The 17,492-nt window shown below is 67.5% G+C and carries 14 protein-coding genes and 2 pseudogenes; 7 read left to right on the forward strand and 9 right to left on the reverse strand.

Annotated features, from left to right (window positions below):
* Positions 1-94 precede the first annotated feature (94 nt).
* The 4 genes and pseudogenes from IM25_RS03550 (at position 95) to IM25_RS03565 (ending at position 3,759) form a co-directional block, all read left to right on the forward strand.
* Positions 95-1,510, forward strand: a complete 1,416-nt coding sequence (locus IM25_RS03550; RefSeq protein WP_019290834.1) for an MFS transporter — start codon at positions 95-97, stop codon at positions 1,508-1,510.
* A 106-nt stretch (positions 1,511-1,616) separates the two neighbouring features.
* Positions 1,617-1,841, forward strand: a pseudogene (locus IM25_RS27430) (CoA transferase subunit A); the annotation flags it as partial.
* The gene (locus tag IM25_RS03560) at positions 1,838-2,614 is read left to right on the forward strand and encodes a 3-oxoadipate--succinyl-CoA transferase subunit B (RefSeq protein ID WP_006553723.1); all 777 of its coding nucleotides are present in this window, start codon (positions 1,838-1,840) and stop codon (positions 2,612-2,614) included. The pseudogene IM25_RS27430 and the gene IM25_RS03560, both read left to right, overlap by 4 nt.
* A gap of 134 nt (positions 2,615-2,748) precedes the next feature.
* Positions 2,749-3,759 carry a DICT sensory domain-containing protein gene (locus IM25_RS03565; protein ID WP_019290832.1) on the forward strand — a complete coding sequence of 337 codons (1,011 nt, stop codon included), beginning with the start codon at positions 2,749-2,751 and terminating at the stop codon, positions 3,757-3,759.
* A 16-nt stretch (positions 3,760-3,775) separates the two neighbouring features.
* Here IM25_RS03565 and IM25_RS03570 read toward each other — a convergent pair whose 3' ends face one another.
* Positions 3,776-5,002 (reverse strand): EAL domain-containing protein, encoded by a 1,227-nt coding sequence (locus IM25_RS03570; protein WP_065995754.1) that lies wholly within the window; start codon positions 5,000-5,002, stop codon positions 3,776-3,778.
* Between the two features lie 293 nt (positions 5,003-5,295).
* Here IM25_RS03570 and IM25_RS03575 point away from each other — a divergent pair, with 293 nt between their 5' ends.
* Entirely contained in the window at positions 5,296-5,718 is a 423-nt protein-coding gene (locus IM25_RS03575) for an STAS domain-containing protein (RefSeq protein ID WP_052039944.1), read from the forward strand.
* Positions 5,719-5,944: 226 nt separating this feature from the next.
* Positions 5,945-8,557 carry an AMP-binding protein gene (locus IM25_RS03580; protein ID WP_033096331.1) on the forward strand — a complete coding sequence of 871 codons (2,613 nt, stop codon included), beginning with the start codon at positions 5,945-5,947 and terminating at the stop codon, positions 8,555-8,557.
* Between the two features lie 113 nt (positions 8,558-8,670).
* On the opposite strand, the gene IM25_RS03585 is transcribed toward IM25_RS03580, so the two are convergent.
* The 7 genes and pseudogenes from IM25_RS03585 to IM25_RS03615 form a co-directional block, all read right to left on the reverse strand.
* Entirely contained in the window at positions 8,671-9,711 is a 1,041-nt protein-coding gene (locus IM25_RS03585) for an acyl-CoA dehydrogenase family protein (RefSeq protein ID WP_019290827.1), read from the reverse strand.
* Positions 9,708-10,853: an acyl-CoA dehydrogenase family protein gene (locus IM25_RS03590; RefSeq protein WP_006553729.1), complete on the reverse strand. Its 1,146-nt coding sequence runs from the start codon at positions 10,851-10,853 to the stop codon at positions 9,708-9,710. The genes IM25_RS03585 and IM25_RS03590 overlap by 4 nt, the downstream gene beginning before the upstream one ends.
* Complete coding sequence (locus tag IM25_RS03595; RefSeq protein WP_232333390.1) at positions 10,850-11,458, reverse strand: TetR/AcrR family transcriptional regulator; 609 nt, start codon at positions 11,456-11,458, stop codon at positions 10,850-10,852. The genes IM25_RS03590 and IM25_RS03595 overlap by 4 nt, the downstream gene beginning before the upstream one ends.
* Before the next feature lie 92 nt (positions 11,459-11,550).
* A pseudogene (locus IM25_RS03600) lies at positions 11,551-12,249 on the reverse strand (AMP-binding protein); the annotation flags it as partial.
* A 2-nt stretch (positions 12,250-12,251) separates the two neighbouring features.
* A complete protein-coding gene (locus IM25_RS03605) occupies positions 12,252-13,409 on the reverse strand; it encodes an acyl-CoA dehydrogenase family protein (RefSeq protein WP_033096333.1) in 1,158 nt (385 codons plus the stop codon).
* Between the two features lie 40 nt (positions 13,410-13,449).
* Entirely contained in the window at positions 13,450-14,259 is an 810-nt protein-coding gene (locus IM25_RS03610) for a crotonase/enoyl-CoA hydratase family protein (protein WP_033096334.1), read from the reverse strand.
* Between the two features lie 113 nt (positions 14,260-14,372).
* Complete coding sequence (locus IM25_RS03615; protein WP_052039957.1) at positions 14,373-15,809, reverse strand: ABC1 kinase family protein; 1,437 nt, start codon at positions 15,807-15,809, stop codon at positions 14,373-14,375.
* A gap of 186 nt (positions 15,810-15,995) precedes the next feature.
* On the opposite strand from IM25_RS03615, the gene IM25_RS03620 reads away from it, so the two are divergent.
* A complete protein-coding gene (locus IM25_RS03620) occupies positions 15,996-17,054 on the forward strand; it encodes a sigma-70 family RNA polymerase sigma factor (protein WP_065995755.1) in 1,059 nt (352 codons plus the stop codon).
* Here the strand turns inward: IM25_RS03620 and IM25_RS03625 are convergent.
* Complete coding sequence (locus IM25_RS03625; protein ID WP_033096336.1) at positions 17,026-17,484, reverse strand: VOC family protein; 459 nt, start codon at positions 17,482-17,484, stop codon at positions 17,026-17,028. The genes IM25_RS03620 and IM25_RS03625 overlap by 29 nt on opposite strands.
* Positions 17,485-17,492 lie beyond the last annotated feature (8 nt).

Below are 17,492 nucleotides of genomic sequence, written 5' to 3' on the forward strand. Positions count from 1 at the left end.
GTATTGGACTGGAAAGCCGAGCCCTGCCACTCTCTGTTGAGACGCAGACCACATTCCACCCGCCTCGTCCGGGGGCGTAGCAGACGGAGGGCGCATGAGTTCGTCCACACCCACCGATCAGGAGATCGCGAGGAAGGCCCGCAAGGCCGGTATCGCCTCCTTCATCGGCACCACCATCGAGTGGTACGACTTCTACATCTACGGCACGGCCGCCGCGCTGGTGTTCGGCCAGGTCTTCTTCTCGGACGAACTCTCGAGCGGTGTCGCGACCCTCCTCGCGTTCGTCACCCTCTGGGCCGGCTTCCTCGCCCGACCACTCGGTGGCGTCATCTTCGGCCATCTCGGAGACCGCCTCGGACGCAAGAACACCCTCGTCATCACGCTCGTCATGATGGGCATCGCGACGGTGGGCATCGGTTTGCTCCCCACCTACGCGCAGATCGGAATGTGGGCGCCGGTCCTGCTGGTCTTCCTGCGCATCGTGCAGGGCGTCGCGGTCGGCGGCGAATGGGGCGGCGCCGTCCTCATCGCCAGCGAGAACGCCCCGAAGGGCAAGGGAATCCTGTATTCGGCGTTCGCGCAGCAGGGTTCGCCCGCCGGCAACCTGCTGTCGACGATGGCCTTCTTCTTCCTCGCAGCGCTGCCCACCCCGCAGTTCATGATGTGGGGCTGGCGCATCCCGTTCCTGCTGTCGGGCGTGCTGGTCGTCATAGGCATGGTGATCCGCCTCGAGCTCGAGGAATCGGACGCGATGAAAGCCGTTCTGGCACGCAAGAAGACCGTCAAGCTCCCGATCAAGGAAGTGCTGCGCAAGCACTGGGTCCTGGTCCTGCTCGGCGCCGGTGCACTGCCCCTCGCCCAGGTGACCTATTTCAAGAACACCTTCGCGCTGTCGTGGGCGACGAGCGAACTCGGTTACGAGCGCGGCACCTTCCTCGCGATCATCGCCATCGCCCTCGTCGTGCAGTTCATCGTGCAGCCGTTCGGTGCCGTGCTGGTGTCGAAAATCGACATGCGCAGGGCCATGCTCCTGATGATCGTCCCGGGGCTGTTCCTCATGCCGGCGATGTTCTTCGCGATCCGCACCGAGACCTTCGCGGTCGCCGTGATCGGTATGTGCCTCGCGACGATTCCGCACTCGATGTTCTACGGCGCGATCGCCGGCATCCTGGCCCGCGCCTTCCCGGCAAACATCCGGTACTCGGGCCTGTCGCTCGCCTACCAGCTGTGCTCGCTGATCGTCGGTGGTGGCACCCCGGTTCTCGCCCAGTACCTGCTCAACTCGTCCGGTGACGTCACCGGCGTGGCCATCGCGGCGGCCTGCTACGCAGCGGTTTCCCTCGTGTGCACCCTGGCACTGCTCGAGCGCACCGGATACGACCCGAAGGCACCCTCGGTCGCCGAGAAGTCCGACGCCGACGAACTCGCCCTCGAGCAGTCGGAGGCGGCCGAGCACGACCGCCGTACTCCGGGAACCGACGACACCCCACGAGATCGCGTCCATGCCTAGGACGGATCGCTCGCACTCGGGGCCGGCCGGCGCAGTCGCCGGGCGGCCCCGGTCAATCCGGAGTCGGCAGCGCTTCCTCGGAGAGGCGGAGAACCTCCCGCAGCGCGACACTGTCGTCGTCCTCCCGCCACACGACCGCGACTGCGCGTTCTACCGCCGATGGACCGCGATCAGCAAGGACCCCCAGCAACTGCGCACCTGGTTGAAGGAATGGGTCCTCACCACCGCCGATCACGCCGAATACCTCGAGAAACTGGGCGAAGAGTACTGGGCCGACCTCGAGGTCGCGCCGCGCCCCTCCGGGACCGTCGACTACGGGAGCCGAAAGTGACCACCACCGAAACCTTCTCCACCACCGAACTGATCGTCTCCGTCGCCGCGCGGGCCCTGGCCGGCAAGGCCCGGGTCTTCGCCGGGGTGGGTCTGCCCACCCTCGCCGTCGACCTCGCCGCCCGCACGTCGAACCCCGACGTCGAGCTGATCTACGAATCCGGGGTCTGCGGTGCGCACCCCGAGGCGATGGCCGAGGGCATCGCCGACTCCGTCGTGGTCTCCGGCGCCGAATCCGTGGTGTCCATGGCGTCGCTGTTCGGGTACGTGCTCCAAGGCGGCAACGTCGACGTCGGGTTCCTCGGGGCGGCGCAGATCGACCGCGACGGCAGCCTCAACACCAGCATCATCGGCGACTGGGACAAGCCCACCGTGCGCCTGCCCGGCGGCGGCGGAGCCGTCGAGATCATGCCCAACGCCGGCGAGGTGTTCGTGATCATGCGACGCCACGATCCGAGTGCCTTCCCCGCCGAACTGGACTTCTGCACGACCCCGAGCCCGGTGCGCGCCCGTGAGGCGGGCGTCGGCATCATGCCCCGCGGCCGCGGGGTGACGAAGGTGTTCACCAGTCTGGGCGTGCTGTCGCGGCAAGATTCCTTCGACGAACTCGAACTGACCAGCATCCACCGCGGTGTCACCGTCGACCAGGTCCGCGCCGCCACCGGCTGGGATCTGAAGGTCTCCGACGAGCTGACGCTGACCGAGGATCCCACCGCCGAGGAGATCGACCTGCTGCGCAACGAGATCGACAAGGTCCGCCTGTATCTGCGGTGATCCCGTCCACGTGACCGACGTGGCGGCTGGCAGGATGTCCGCAACGGACGACGCCCCGGATCCTGCGAGCCTGCGCGCGTCCGGCGTGATGCTCGGCGGACGGACCGCCGCGTGATGCGGGAAGGCGGCACGTCATGCACGCGAGCACGATCCACGACCTCGTGGACGGCACGGTCGTCGCGGCTGTGATGCCGTTGACCGACCTCGCGCACAGGCCGGTGGCCGGACGCGATGCCGTCGCACTGCTCGACGAGCACGAGGTGTTCGCCGATCCCCCGACGGTCCTGCACCGGATCGCCGCTGTGCGCGAGCGCGGATTCGCCGTGGCGGTACGCATCGCGGAATCGGCGTCCCGCGCCACGGTCGTCCTGGCTCTGGTCGAGCCGGAGGTGGTCGTCGTACCGGCCGAGGCGCTCGTCGCATCCGACCTGCGGGCCGCCACTACCCTGCTGTCGTTGCGGGCCCACTGCGAGCGCACGAACTCCGTCGTTCTCGCCGAGGGCGTCGACTCCGACCTTCATCGCGAGGCGGCCCTCGCCCACGGTATCGATTTCGGTTGCGGTACAGCACTACACGTTGCGGAGGGTGAAGCCGGCCCTTCGTCGCCGCGCGGCGGGTTGTTCCGTGAACCCACCTGGAGTGCGCCGCTCGACGACGCGACCGCCGCGCCCTTCCGCATCCTGTCTGCCGGTCGGGAACGCGTGCGGAGCGGCAAGGGTCTGCTCGTGTCCATGAGCGCCGACCTCGAGGCGCGAGCCGGGGAGGCGGGACCCGACACGATCGCCCTCGGCACCTTCCAGCACCACGACCACTTCACGGGGGCCGCACGCAGACGATGGCTGTCGATGGCCGACACCCTCGCGCACGTCGCGGTCTTCGCGGTCGGGTTCGGCACGAGCACCTCGGGCCCGGACCTCGTCCCGATCGAGCCGCACGATCCCCTCGTCGACGAGTGGAACGTCATCCTCCTGGGAGAGTCGTTCGCGTGCGCGCTCTCTGCCCTCGACCTGCACCGTCGAACGGCCGGCGGCGAGCGGGAGTTCGAGTACGTCGTCTCCTACGACCGGGAGGCCGTCGCCCGCGCGGCGCGCGCGACCCTGTCCCGTCCCCGACCGGTCCCCTTGGAGGTCCCACCCTCGTCCTGAGCCGCTCTCCCTCGGGTCACCCCTCGAAACGCGCCAGGATGCTGTGGGCGCACCGGATCACGGTGCCGCGGTCGTAGGACAGCACGTAGCGGAACTCGCGGTCGAGATCCTCTGCGTCGGTGTGCATGTCGAGCGCGGCGAGTACGCACGCGAAGTGCGAACCGAGGACGACGACGTTCCATTCGTCGACGATCGGATCGTTCGGGTCCAACGGCGCGTGGTGTACCGCGGAGTCGACGTAGGGATCGATTCCGACGCCGTAGACCCCGGTGTAGGCGACCTGCTCGGCGAGCTGCGCCCATCGAACCCGGGAGGTCGGGGTGAAGTGCTCGGCGCGCTGGAAGGTGCCGAGCACGATCGTCTCCGGTCCGGCTCCCACCGCGTTGGTCTCGAGCAGCTTGCTCATCGACACCAGAAGTCGCTTGAAACTACTTGTGCGTCTGCGTCCTTCGGACGCCAGAGCGAAGGGAGTGAGTTCGGGGCCGCCGGGAACGGCCCGTCGCGGACGCAGCGATATCGGTTCGACATCCGAATCCGCTTGCGCGGCATCACCGGTCGATCCGACTGTCGGATACAGCGCGCCCATTCCGTATTCGGCGGCCAATCCCAGAGCGCGGCGGCGATGCAGTTCCGAATCGACGCCCTGCGCGATGACGACCGCGCTGCTGGATTCGATGTACGCGGCGACGGCGTGGGCAATCCTCGCCGTCGAGGCGTCGGCCGCACGCGCGATCAGGGCCGGCGACGTGATGATCACATCCGGTTCGACGAGCGGCAGCAGCGCGAGGGCCTGAGCACGCGCTCCCACACCGTCCACCGCGACGAGCATGCCGGCGGTGCGCGCCGCCGCAATGGTGCGCAGCGTCCTGGCGGGGGCGGCGATCAGCGCCTGCTCGGTGATGAGAGCGACCGTGGTCGGGCCCCCTCGATCCCCGAGCGCGCCGAGTTCGTCGAGCGAATCGAGATCGACGGTCACCAGATGCGGAACCGCCGACTCGGCTTGCCGTCCGGCCCTGCGCCACTTGATCCGGTCCAGTTCCGACTTCTGATGCATCGCCCGGGCGGCCTCGCTCAGAGCGGTCGCATCGTGCAACGATGATCCTCCCGGACCACGCAGTTGCAGTTCGACGGCGGACAGCGCCCCGCTGCGGAGCCGGTGGATGGGGGCGAGCTCCGTCTCCACGACGAGGCCGCCGAACGCGGCCTCCGCGTCGGCGGCAGCGTCGGCAGGAACAGCGCTCATGGATCCAGCATCCCATCTCCGGCCACCGATCGTCCGCTCGGGCCGACGGAGCGAGGAAGATAGGATATTTTCGCAGCTCCGAACGCCTACGTTACAGAACCGTGATGTTTCGTTATCGTTCCGTTATGGAACGGGTGGTGGCGAAGCGACATCCGTCGGACAGGCTCTGTGCAAGCCCGAGGCGAGTTCTCACCGGACCCCGACGTTCTCACCACGACCCCAGCAGGCCGACCGTCTGCTCGTGATCCAGCCCGCACCGGACGGCACGAAATCCACGCCGACAGGAGACCGCAATGAGCACACGTACGAGCACCACCCGCAGGATCGTCACCCACACCGGCGCACTCTCACGTGTCGGTGCAGAGACGGTCGCCCGAGCACCGCGCTACCGTCTCGACGTCCACTCGCCCTCCCGTCGCTGCAGCGTCCTGCGGGCGAAGGGAGATCTCGACATGACCGCCCGAGCGGAGTTCGCCTCCACTCTCGGCGACCTCGCACACTCGGGCGACCACGTCGTCGTCGACCTGTCCGAGGTGACCTTCATGTACTCCGAGGTCGCCTCGATGCTCGCCGATGCCGTTCACATCCGGCCCGGCCGTTTCCACGTCGTCGCACCCACACGCCAGGTGCGCATGCTGCTCGACATCCTCGCTCCCGACCTCGACGTCACAGCCGATGCCGCACCCTGCGACGCGGGCACAGCACCCGCTGCCTGATCACAGCAAGGGGCGCGTGACGGCGTCCGGCCGGCGTGCAACCGACTGCTGTAGCAGTGCGCCCGCCACGTGCGCGCGTCGCAACACCTCGGACACGACTGCAGCATCGGATCCACCCACGACCGCGGCGACATGTGTGTGTGTGGGGGGGCGAACCCCATAAGGTGGTGGTAAAGGCCAATTCAAGCCCTCGGTTGTCAGGTTTGGCAGCCCTTACACTCTATCGGTGCTCAGCCCGTTCTTCCGCAAGGAACATCCTCGCGTGCGTTTCGTCCTCCATCTGGAAGACTTCGGTGACGCCCCAGCCTTGATCACCCAGCAGGAAACCGTCACCTACAGCGACCTGGCCGACCGAGTCCATCGGGCAACTGCCCGGCTGGGCAACACCCGCCGACTGGTGTTGATCGCAGGTGCCAACGAGATCGATGTTCTTGTCGTCTACCTTGCAGCCCTACTCGCCGGACATCCGGTTCTGCTGGCGCCGGGCGACCACCCCGCAGCCTTCGAAGGCCTGATCGCCGCATACCGACCCGACGTGGTGGTGCGCAGTATCGACGGGACCGTGACGATCGAGGAACGGGGTGACGGTTCTGCGCATGTACTGCACCCCGACCTGGCGCTGCTGCTGAGCACCTCCGGCTCGACGGGCTCCCCGAAACTCGTCCGCCTGTCCCATCGCAACGTGCAGTCCAATGCAGAGTCGATCGCGGAGTACCTCGACATCCGTAGTACCGACCGGGCAGTGACGACGCTGCCGATGCATTACTGCTACGGGCTCTCTGTCATCCACAGCCACCTACTGCGCGGAGCCGCAGTGATCCTCACGAGCCGCTCGGTGACCGACCCGGCGTTCTGGGAGCTGTTCCGAGACCACCGCGGCACCAGCTTCGCCGGCGTGCCCTATACGTTCGATCTGCTCGATCGGTTCGGATTCGACGAACTGGACCTACCCGACCTGCGCTACATCACCCAGGCCGGCGGTCGACTCTCACCGGATCGGGTCCGCGCCTATACGCAGTCGGGCCGTGAGCGGGGCTGGGATTTCTTCGTCATGTACGGGCAGACGGAGGCGACCGCACGGATGGCGTACCTGCCTCCGGAACTCGCCTCCGACTATCCGCAGTCGATCGGACGAGCTGTTCCCGGTGGATCCTTCCGGCTCGAGCCGATACCGGACGCTCCGGACGGCACCGGTGAACTGATCTACACGGGGCCGAACGTGATGCTCGGCTACGCGCACACGCCCGAGGATCTGGGTCTCGGGGACGTCCTCGAGGGTGAACTGCGGACCGGCGACCTCGCGCGGCAGATCGACGGCGGCGTGTACGAGGTGGTGGGCCGACGCAGCCGTTTCGTCAAGATCTTCGGGCTACGGATCGACCTGCAGCAGGTCGAGTCGACCCTCGCCGAACAGGGACTGACAGCATGCTGTGTCGGCGGGACGGACGACATGATCGTGGCGGTCGAGGGTGCGAGCGATCTCGAGGCGATCCGGTCCGCGAGCGCACGGGCCTGTGGTCTTCCCGTCGCGGCCGTGCGTGTGTGTCTCGTCGACGAGCTTCCGCGGACCGGCACGGGCAAACCCGACCTTCGGGCAGTGGCCGAGCTCGTGCACCACGCGACGCCCGATTCACCCGAGGCAGAGAGCACCGTCGTGGACACGGCCGCCCTGCGGACCCTGTATGCCGAGGTGCTGCACAGTGGGCAGGTCACCGACGACAGCTCGTTCGTGAGCCTGGGCGGCGACTCGCTGTCCTATGTGCAGATGTCTCTGCGGCTCGAGCGCATGCTCGGCTATCTACCCCAGAACTGGCACACCACCGCGATCAAGGATTTCGTGCCTACGCCCCGGCGACGATGGTGGCGGGCGGTCGAGACCAACGTGCTGCTCCGCGCTGTTGCGATCGTGCTGATCGTCGGTTCGCACATCCGGTTGTTCGGGGTTCTCGGCGGCGCGCATGTGCTGCTGGGGGTCGCCGGATACAACTTCGCACGCTTTCATCTCGCCACTCCCCGTACCGAACGGGTGCGACATGTCCTGGGCAGCGTCGCCCGAATTGCCGTACCCAGCATGGTGTGGCTAGGCGTCGTGATCGCACTGACCGGGGACTATCTCGTGACCAGTGCGTTGTTGCTCAACGGCATTCTCGGCCCCGACGGGTGGACGCCCGAATGGCGGTACTGGTTCATCGAGGCGATCGTGTACATCCTGCTCGTAGTCATCGCGGTGTTGTCCATCCCGCTCATCGACCGTGTTGAGCGCAGGCACTCGTTCTGGTTCGCGATGGCCTTGGTGGGTGTGGGTCTGCTCCCCCGCTACCGCGTGATCGAGCTCGGGGACGGCAACAATCTGATTCTGAGCGCGTCGATGGTCTTCTGGTTGTTCGCCCTCGGCTGGGCTGCCGCTACGTCGACGACCGTGTGGCACCGAATGATCGTCACGGCGGTGATCGCAGCCACGGTGCCCGGATACTTCTCGGGTGATCTCCAGCGAGAACTTCTCGTCATCGGTGGGCTGGGCCTGCTGGTGTGGCTCGAGTCCGTTCCCTGCCCACCTGTGCTGAGCCGGATCGCAGGGGTGCTGGCGAGCGCGTCGCTCTACATCTACCTGACGCACTTCCAGGTGTATCTGCCGCTGCGAGAGGACCATCCCTGGTTGGCGTTCGCCCTGTCGATTCTGGTCGGCATTCTCTTCTGGCAAGCCGTGACGGTCACCCTTGCTCTGCGTCGACGGGTCGGTGCTGCGCGGGCGAAATCCGATCCGAATCCGGCCGGTACCAGCAATGGTTCGCCCCCGTCCCACGCTGCGGAGATGCCGGGGAGATCCCCGGTGGCGTGAACTGTCACTGCTACTGGTTCGAAGATCCCGGGACGCGTGGTGTGCAGTCCTCGCCCCTGTGAACGACATCGATAAGACCGCGTTGAAGCATGCACCGACATGTCTCGTGCTCGTCAGCGTGCCGGGCCACCCGTGATCAACGCCCACACGTCCCCGGCTTCACCGGCCGCGGCGAGCAGTTCGGAATCCCACGACGCGACCGTGCCGAATTCGCTGCGCCACGACAGGATCCGGTTGGCGTGCCGATGCAGCTCGTGTTCCATCGTGAAGCCGATCGCGCCGAGCGCCTGATGCGCGTTGCGGGCGACGACCGACGCCGCATGCCCGGCACACGACGCGGCCGCCGCGATCGCGAAGCGGGTCGACGCGTCATCGAAACCACCGGCGAGAACGGCATCGACCGCACCATCCGCGGCGGCGTGCACGAGCGAGGCCTCGGTGGCGATGTCGGCGACGAGCGCCTGCACCGCCTGGAACTTGGCCAGCGGACGACCGAACTGCACGCGGGCAGTGGTGTGATCGACGACGAGCTCGAGAACCCGATCCATCGCACCCGCGGTGGCCAGCGCACGGACGAGCGCGCCCCGGTAGCGGAACTCGTCGGCGGTGCCCGCCGGAACGTCACGTCCCGACAGTGCCGACAGGTCGACGCACACGTGGTCGCGGGGCTCCGCCGCCAGGTTCACGGCCTCGACGATCTCGACATCGCCGCGAGCGACCTCGGCGACCTGCCATCCCTGCGGTGACTCCCACAACACGACGATCGAGTCCGCGAACCGGGCCCACGGCACGTGGCGTGCGCGGCCGTCGGCGTCGAGCACCGCGGCGGTACGCACGGCCGGCACCGCCTCGAGGCCTGCCTGCTCGAGGAGCCAACCCGCGAGCAGATCGTTCTCGGCCACCGGCACGGCAGCAGCAGCACTGCCGGCAGCTTCGAGCAGCAGGGCGGCTTCGAGCCATCCCGCGCCGCTTCCACCACTGTCCTCCGAACCGGTGAGCCGATCGAGGCCGAGCTCGGTGAGGGTGCTCCACAGGGCACGATCGAGTTCGACGACGTCACCGATGCGGTGGTCGTCGCCCGAGGTGAACACCTCGGACAGCATCTGTGCGAAGTCGCGCAGTTCCGTCGACTGCAGTGCGTCCTGCCCGCTCATCTCATCCCCAATCCTCGTGCGATGACCCCGCGGAGGATCTCGCTCGTGCCGCCGCGCAGTGTGAAGCCCGGTCGTTGCATGACTCCTGCCCGGACGAGCTCGGCCAGATGTGCGTCGGCCGCGGTGTATCCCGCGACCTCGTCGGCGAGATCCGCCAGGTCCCCTTCGGTCTTCGTGCCGAGCACCTTCACTACCGACGCCGCGAGTTCGGCGTTCTCGCCACGTTCGAGGGACTCGGAGACCGCGGTGGACATGCGGTGCAGACCCGCGATGCGCCCGATGGTCGCTCCGATGCGGGTGTCCGCTTCGACGCTGCCGTCGGCCACACCGTGTACGAGGGATTCGAGCACCCCGAAGGTCGACAGGAAACGTTCGGGACCGCTGCGCTCGTATCCGAGCTCGCTCGTCACCTGTTCCCAGCCGGCGCCGATCTGTCCGAGCACCAGGTCGTCCGGGACGAAGACGTCGTCGAGCAGCACCTCGTTGAAGTGGTGGTCGCCGGACATCGACAGGATCGGGCGGATGGTCACGCCCGGGGAGTCGAGCAGCACGATGAACTGGCTCAGCCCGTCGTGGCGGTGCGCGGGATCGAGCGGGGCGGACCGCGCGAGGCCGAAGAAGGCGTCGGCGTGGTGGGCCCCGGACGTCCACAACTTGGTGCCGGAGATCCGCCACCCACCGTCCACCTGCGTGGCCTTCGTCTTGACGCTCGCGAGGTCGGATCCGGAGTCGGGCTCGGACATTCCGATGGCCCAGCAGATCTCACCGGCCGCGATGCCCGGCAGGAACCGCTGCTTCTGCTCTTCGGTGCCGTACTTCAGTAGCGACGGTGCGGCCTGGCGGTCGGCGACCCACTGGGCGGCGACCGGCGCGCCCACCGCGAGCAGCTCCTCGGTGACGACGAAGCGCTCCATGAAGGTTCGTCCGTGTCCGCCGTACTCGACGGGGATCGTCATGCCGACCCAACCGCGAGCGGCGAGTGCGCGCGTGAACTCGGGGTTCCATCGCGTCAGCCAGGTGTCGATGCCTGGGGTGAACACGCCCGCGTCGATCTGTTCCTTCAGGAACGCCCGTACCTCGGCACGGAGTTCCGTCAGTGCCGGATCGGGGGTACCCGCCCTCGGTACGAGTCGTGCACTCATCGTTGATCTCCTTCTCCACCGGTGATGGTGGGACACAACAGCGCCAGCGACAGGTCCGCGTAGCGTTCTGCGATCTCGTCCGGGCCGTCCGGACCCGCGGGGTCGTACCAGTTGGCGATAGCCGAGACCATCGCCAGAATCGATCGGCGGCAGTCGTCGGGATACTTCGTGGTGAAGACACCTTGTGCGACACCGCGATCGATGATGTCGCGGATCCGCCTTCGGCCGGCGCGCCGGCCTTCCTCGTACAGCAGCGCACCCTCGGGTTCGAGATTGCGCACCTCCGTCGCGATCATGCGTCCCTGCTCGGGGAACTGCGTGCGGAAGATGACGTTCCCCTTGACGAACGCGCGGATCTGCTCGACCGGATCGTCGCCGACGCGGGCGAGTTCGGCGTCACAGACCGCGTCGTAGGTGTCGACGCCGTCGAGCAGGATCGCCAGCAGCAGATCCTGTTTGTTCTTGTAGTGGTAGTACAGGGCGGACAGGCTCACGCCTGCCTCCTGCGCGATGGTCCGGATCGACGACGAGCCGTATCCGTTGCGCACGAACTCCTTCCGGCCCGCCTCGATGAAGACGCGCTGCTTCGGCGACAGCACTCTCACGACAACGCTCCGGTATCGGCGTACTGCGCGATCAGCTCGCCGAGCCTGCCCTTGACCATCTTGCCCGTCGGCGTGCGCGGCAGTTCGTCGACGAACCGCTCCATGAGCACGACCGTGCCACCGAGCGCCTGCGTCGACACGCCGTACCGCAAGGGCGCGGCGTGGTAGATCGGTGCCGGCGACAGGTAGACGGTGTTCTCGTCGAAACCGAAGCGGCGCACCTGCTTCAGCAGCAGAGGACCGGGCTCGTCACCGACCTGAGCACCGGAGAGAGCGGGCTTGATGCCTTTGGGGCGCCCGGTGGTGCCGGAGGAGTACAGCATGTCGCTGCCGCGGGGTTGGTCCGGCATCGGGGTGACGGGACGACCCGCCACCTCCTCCTCGTACACGAGATGTCCGGGCACCTGCCCTCCGAAGGCGACACGGTGCGTCACCTTCGGGGTGAGCGGCACGATCGCCTCGGCGAGGTCGGCGAGCGGCGCCGAGACGACGAGCACCTTCGCGTCGCAGTCGTCGACGAGGTAGGCCGCCTCGACGGGAGCGAGATGCGTGTTGACGAAGGTGACGTAGACGCCCGAACGAACTGCCCCCCAGTATAGTTCGAACGCAGTGGCGTCGTTGACGGTGACGACCGCGATGTGGTCGCCCTTCCCGACGTCGTGTGCGCGCAGCCAGTGTGCGAACCGGACGGACGCGCCCTCGAGCTCCCGATAGGTGAGCGTCCGGCCGGTCGCGGCCTCGTGCACGGCGGGCCGATCCGGGGCGACGGCGGCGTAACGGCCCGGGTACATGCCTACAGCCCCAGATCCTTGGAGATGATCGTCTTCATGACCTCGCTGGTGCCACCGTAGATCCGGGTCACGCGGGTGTCGGCGTACAGCCGGGCGATCGGATACTCGGTGATGTAGCCGTAGCCGCCGTGCAGTTGCAGGCACTTGTCGATGACGCGACCGGAGACCTCGGTGCAGAACAGCTTCGCGCGGGCCGCATCGGCGACCGTCAGTTCCTTGCGGTCGAGCAGTTCGAGGCAGTGGTCGACGTAGACACGCGCGGCCTGGGTCTCGGCCGAGCACTCGGCGAGCACGAACTTGGTGTTCTGGAACGAGGCGACGGGCTTGCCGAAGACCTTGCGTTCCTTGGTGTATGCGATCGCGTGGGCGATGGCGGCCTCGGCGAAGCCGACCTGGTTCAGAGCGATGCTCAGACGCCCCTGCGGCAGGTTGTGGGTGAGGTAGCCGAAGCCCGCGCCTTCCTCACCGAGGAGGTTCTCGACCGGCACCTTCACGTCGGTGTACGAGAGCTCGGCGGTGTCCTGCTGGTGCAGGCCGATCTTGTCGAGCTTGCGGCCTACCGCGAAGCCCTCGGTGTCGGTGGGCACCGCGATGATCGACAGGCCGCCGCGGCGGTTCTCAGGATCGAACGGACTCGTACGGCAGACCGTGAGGATGAGGTCGGCGGTGACGCCGCCGGTGATGAAGGTCTTCGCGCCGTTGATGATGTAGTGCTTGCCGTCCTCGGACAGCTTCGCCGAGGTCGCGATGTTGGCGAGGTCGGAGCCGGTGCCGGGCTCGGTCATCGCGATCGCGGTCATGATCGAGCCGTCGGCGAAGCCGGGCAGCCAGCGTTGCTTCTGCTCCTCGGTCGCGTACTCGAGCAGGTAGGGCAGGATCAGGCAGGCGTGCACGGTGTAGGAGCCGAACGAGACTCCGGCGCGCGCAACCTCTTCGAAGACGATCGTGTTGAACTTGAAGCCGGACTCGCCCCCTCCGCCGAACTCCTCGGGGACCTGGATCCCCAGGATGCCGAGTTCGCCCAGCCGGCGGAAGAATTCGCGGGGCGGGCGACCCATCTCGTCCCATTCCTCGCGATGCGGCGCGACATCACGTTCGATGAAGTCGCGCACCATCTTCCGGAACTGCTCGTGTTCTTCGGTGAAGATCGTCCGCTGCATGGCTTGTCCTCCGGGGTGTGGGGGCAAGGAGAGGGGAAGGTCAGTTGCCGGTGAAGTCGCCGGTGCGTCGTTCGAGGAACGCCGAGAGGGCTTCGCGGTGGTCCTCGGTGTGGTGCGAGAGCGCCTGGAAGGAGGCCGACAGTTCGAGCAGCGTGTCGAGATCGACGCGCTGACCTTCGCGCAGCAACTTCTTCGTCATGCGCAGTGCGCTCGGGGGGTTGACGGCGACGCGGGCGGCGAGCGCATTCGCGGCGTCGAGGAGCTGCTCGGGTTCGACGACCTGCGAGACCATGCCCCAGTCGAATGCCGTCGCGGCGTCGACGCGGTCGCCGGTGAAGGCCATCTCGGCGGCGCGCGCCGCACCGACCGCGCGCGGAAGCAGCCAGGCGCCGCCGTCGCCGGGGATGATGCCGAGCTTGACGAAGCTCTCCGCGAAGAACGCCTTCGACGAGGCGATCCGCATGTCGCACATCATCGCGAGGTCGCAGCCGGCGCCTACGGCCGGTCCGTTGACCGCGGCGATGATCGGGACCTCGCAGTGGTAGATGGCGCGGGGCAGGCGCTGGATGCCGTAACGGTAGCCCTCGCGCAGGGCGTGGGGGCTGCCGCCGAACATGCCGCGACGTTCGTCCATGTCCTTGACGTTGCCGCCGGCGGAGAAGGCCGATCCGGCGCCGGTGAGAATGACGACGCGGGTGTCGATGTCGCGGTTTGCCTCCTCGGCGAGCTCGACGAGGCGATCGATGACGTCGTCACCCGAGATCGGGTTGCGCGCCTCCGGAAGGTTGATCGTCCAGGTCACGACGTTTCCGTCGCGCGTGCTCAGTACGACGTCCTGCGAAGTTGCCATTGCGGTCGCGGTCCTTCCGGTGGCCAATGTGTGGCTCGCACCATAATTTGGTCGAACGATCGTTCAAATTACGGGGCCGGTCGGATCCTGTAAAGACCGAACGGGCTCGTGGCTCAGTCGGGCAGGCTCACGTTCGATTCGGCGATTCTTATGGCTACCTCGTCCGGGAAGATGTTCCGGAAGACGAAGGGATCGCGGCCGAGCACCCAGCCCGGCGCCAGCGCGGTCGCGTAGCGCTCGAAATATCCGAGCTGCTTCCCGAACAACACGAGCTCCTCGGGCGTCGACGTGTTCCACTTGCGGCCGAGCGAGACGAGCGCACCGATCAGTTCGCTGAGCCGCAACTCCCCCACGTCCTGACCGAGCAGCGGACCGAAGATCTCGGCAACCTGCCGGCCGACCGCCGCGTCGTCGACGTCGAGGTCGGCGGCGACACCGAGCGCCCGCACACTCTGCGCGACCGCCGTGAAGTCCCCGTCGAGCAGGGCCGCGCGGAACAACGCCCGCAGCAGCGCGCGCCACTTCTCGGGCAGTTCGCCGACGATGCCGAAGTCGAGCAGCGCGACACGTCCGTCGTCGAGCAGCCAGAGATTGCCCGCGTGCACGTCGCCGTGGAACGGGCCGTGACAGAGCACCGCCTCCATCCACACCTTCACTCCGCGGCGCACGAGCAGGGAGGTGTCGAGATCGTCCTGGCCCGGCACCACCCGGTCGACGGGCTTGCCCTGCAGACGCTCCATGCAGATCACCCGCGGACCGCACCACTGCCAGTACACCTCGGGCACCGTGACGTAGGCGTTGTCGCCGAACGCGGAGATGTTGCGGCGGAAACGATCCTGACGATCCGCTTCGACCGCCGCGTTGAGCTCGGTCATCGTCGCGTTGTAGAGATCGCGGATGATCCCCGGAGTGTTCGCGATACGGAAGAACTCGAAGAGCTGCAGCAGCTTCGCGCCCATGTAGGCGGCGCGCAGATCGACGAGCATGCGGTGCGCGATCCCCGGTCGCTGCACCTTCACCACGGCCCGTCGGCCGTCGCGCAGCACGCACCCGTGCACCTGGGCCACGGACGCCGCGGCGAGCGGCACATCGTCGAACGACTCGAACATCTCGTCGATGCGGTGTCCGAGATCCTCCTCGATCACCGCGCGGGCCTGCTCGGAAGGGAAGGTCGGCACGTCGTCGAGCATGCGCAGGCACGCGTCGGCGAGGGCCGCGGGGAACAGTCCGGGTGACGACGCGATGAGCTGGCCCAGCTTCACGAAGGTCGGCCCGAGATGTTCGAAGGCGTCGACGGTGCCGTGCGCGGCCGCTTCGACGACGCTGTGCTGCCGGGGCCGGACGGTCCACCGCAACACCGCCCACACCACGAAGGCGATCAGGACGGCGGCGACGACCACGGCCCGTCCGAGCTCGGCCGGCCCGAACCGGTCGAGCGGAGGCCGCTCGACGTCCAGTGCCCCGGGTGGAAGGACGTCGGCGAAGGGGCCGACGGGCCCGTTGCGCTCGGGCCTGCTGTGACCCCGCGCTCCGGATACGCCTTCGCGCAGCGTGTACTCGTGCACGACCTGTCCCCACTCCGTCCACCACGCGCTCACCTCGGCGCGACTTCGTGCACGGTACCTGTATCCGGCCCCCCGATCGAGACCCGGCGATCATCTGTCTTCTGTCGGTGCCCCCGACTACTCTCTGACGGGTAGCGGATTCGGGTCCGACCAGCCGGGGGTATCGCGCTCATGACCGAACAATTGCTCGAAGAATCTGCCGGTTCGACATCGACGTCGACCGATTTCATGGACCTCGCCGAGCCGTTCCGTCGCGAATTGCTCGCCCACTGTTATCGCATGAGCGGGTCGCTGCACGATGCGGAAGACCTGGTCCAGGAGACCTACCTGCGCGCCTGGCGCGGTTACGAGAACTTCGGCGGCCGCTCCTCACTGCGCACGTGGCTGCACCGGATCGCCACCAACGTGTGCCTGACGGCGCTCGAAGGCCGCAGTCGCCGGCCGTTGCCCACCGGGCTCGGCGCGCCCAGCTCCGATCCCACCGACGATCTGGTCACCCGCCCCGAGGTGCCGTGGCTCGAGCCGTTTCCCGTGGGGGACGCCACCGACGATCCGTCGGATCCCGCCACCATCGCTGCCTCCCACGATTCCGTCCGCCTCGCCTTCGTCGCGGCCCTGCAGCATCTCTCCGCTCGTCAGCGCGCGGTCCTGCTGCTCCGCGAGGTCCTGCAGTGGCGCGCCACCGAGGTCGCAGCCGCGCTCGACACGTCGACGGCGGCGGTCAACAGCCTTCTGCAACGGGCACGTGCGCAGCTGAAAGACGCCCAGGTCCGCGACGACGACCTCGCCGAACCCGACAGCGCCGAGACCAAGGCGTTGCTGCAGCGCTGGGTCGACGGCTTCGAGAAGTACGACATCGATTCGCTCGTCGAGATGCTCACCCAGGACGCCGTCTGGGAGATGCCGCCCTTCGAGGGCTGGTACCAGGGCCCCGACGCGATCGTCACCCTCATCAAGCACCAGTGCCCCGCGAAGGGCCCCGGCGACCAGGTGCTGCTTCCCACCGTGGCCAACGGCCAGCCGGCATTCGGGCTGTACATGCGAGGGGAGGACGACCGCCACCACCCTTTCCAACTGCAGGTGCTCGACATCGTCGACGGTAGGGTCGCGCACGCCACCGTCTTCTTCTCCGACGACACCGCCGGGTTGTTCGCCAGGTTCGGGCTGCCGGAGGCCCCCGGCAGCCCGCTGACGTCGAAGGTCACGCCTCGGCAGGCGCAGCTTCCGTAGCATCGGCCTGCTGAGCGGCGGCCATGTCCATCCACATGACCTCCCAGACGTGGTTGTCGAGGTCGCGGAACGCCCGCTGGTACGCGTAGTCCCCCATCTCCTCCTGCGCCTTCTGCGCGCCGGTCGTCACCCATTCGCTGCCACCGGCCGCGATCGCGCCGTCGACGAGCGCGTCGACACCTTCGCGACTGTCGGCCGACACGCACATCAGCACCTCACGGGCCTTCGTGGTGTCGCAGATGTCGTCGTTGGTGAACATCCGGAACATCTGCTTCTCGAGCAGCATCACGTAGGTCTGGTCGTTGATCTTCAGGCAGGCGGCGTTCTCGTCGCAGAACGACTCGTCGAACGTGAATCCGAGCGTGTCGAAGAATGCGCGGGTGGCGGTGATGTTCTCGACGGCGAGATTGACGAACAGCATGCGCGACATGGTTTCTC

The sequence above is a fragment of the Rhodococcus sp. p52 genome, from assembly GCF_000763325.2.
GTDB lineage: Bacteria > Actinomycetota > Actinomycetes > Mycobacteriales > Mycobacteriaceae > Rhodococcus > Rhodococcus pyridinivorans.

Excerpts from the sequence above, each read along its gene's own strand:
- IM25_RS03590 (WP_006553729.1), bottom strand. The coding sequence starts at position 10,853 with ATGAGTGCACGACTCGTACCGAGGGCGGGTACCCCCGATCCGGCACTG.
- IM25_RS03575 (WP_052039944.1), top strand. The coding sequence starts at position 5,296 with ATGAGCACACGTACGAGCACCACCCGCAGGATCGTCACCCACACCGGC.
- IM25_RS03605 (WP_033096333.1), bottom strand. The coding sequence starts at position 13,409 with ATGCAGCGGACGATCTTCACCGAAGAACACGAGCAGTTCCGGAAGATG.
- IM25_RS03620 (WP_065995755.1), top strand. The coding sequence starts at position 15,996 with ATGACCGAACAATTGCTCGAAGAATCTGCCGGTTCGACATCGACGTCG.
- IM25_RS03550 (WP_019290834.1), top strand. The coding sequence starts at position 95 with ATGAGTTCGTCCACACCCACCGATCAGGAGATCGCGAGGAAGGCCCGC.
- IM25_RS03570 (WP_065995754.1), bottom strand. The coding sequence starts at position 5,002 with ATGAGCGCTGTTCCTGCCGACGCTGCCGCCGACGCGGAGGCCGCGTTC.
- IM25_RS03585 (WP_019290827.1), bottom strand. The coding sequence starts at position 9,711 with ATGAGCGGGCAGGACGCACTGCAGTCGACGGAACTGCGCGACTTCGCA.
- IM25_RS03610 (WP_033096334.1), bottom strand. The coding sequence starts at position 14,259 with ATGGCAACTTCGCAGGACGTCGTACTGAGCACGCGCGACGGAAACGTC.
- IM25_RS03625 (WP_033096336.1), bottom strand. The coding sequence starts at position 17,484 with ATGTCGCGCATGCTGTTCGTCAATCTCGCCGTCGAGAACATCACCGCC.
- IM25_RS03565 (WP_019290832.1), top strand. The coding sequence starts at position 2,749 with ATGCACGCGAGCACGATCCACGACCTCGTGGACGGCACGGTCGTCGCG.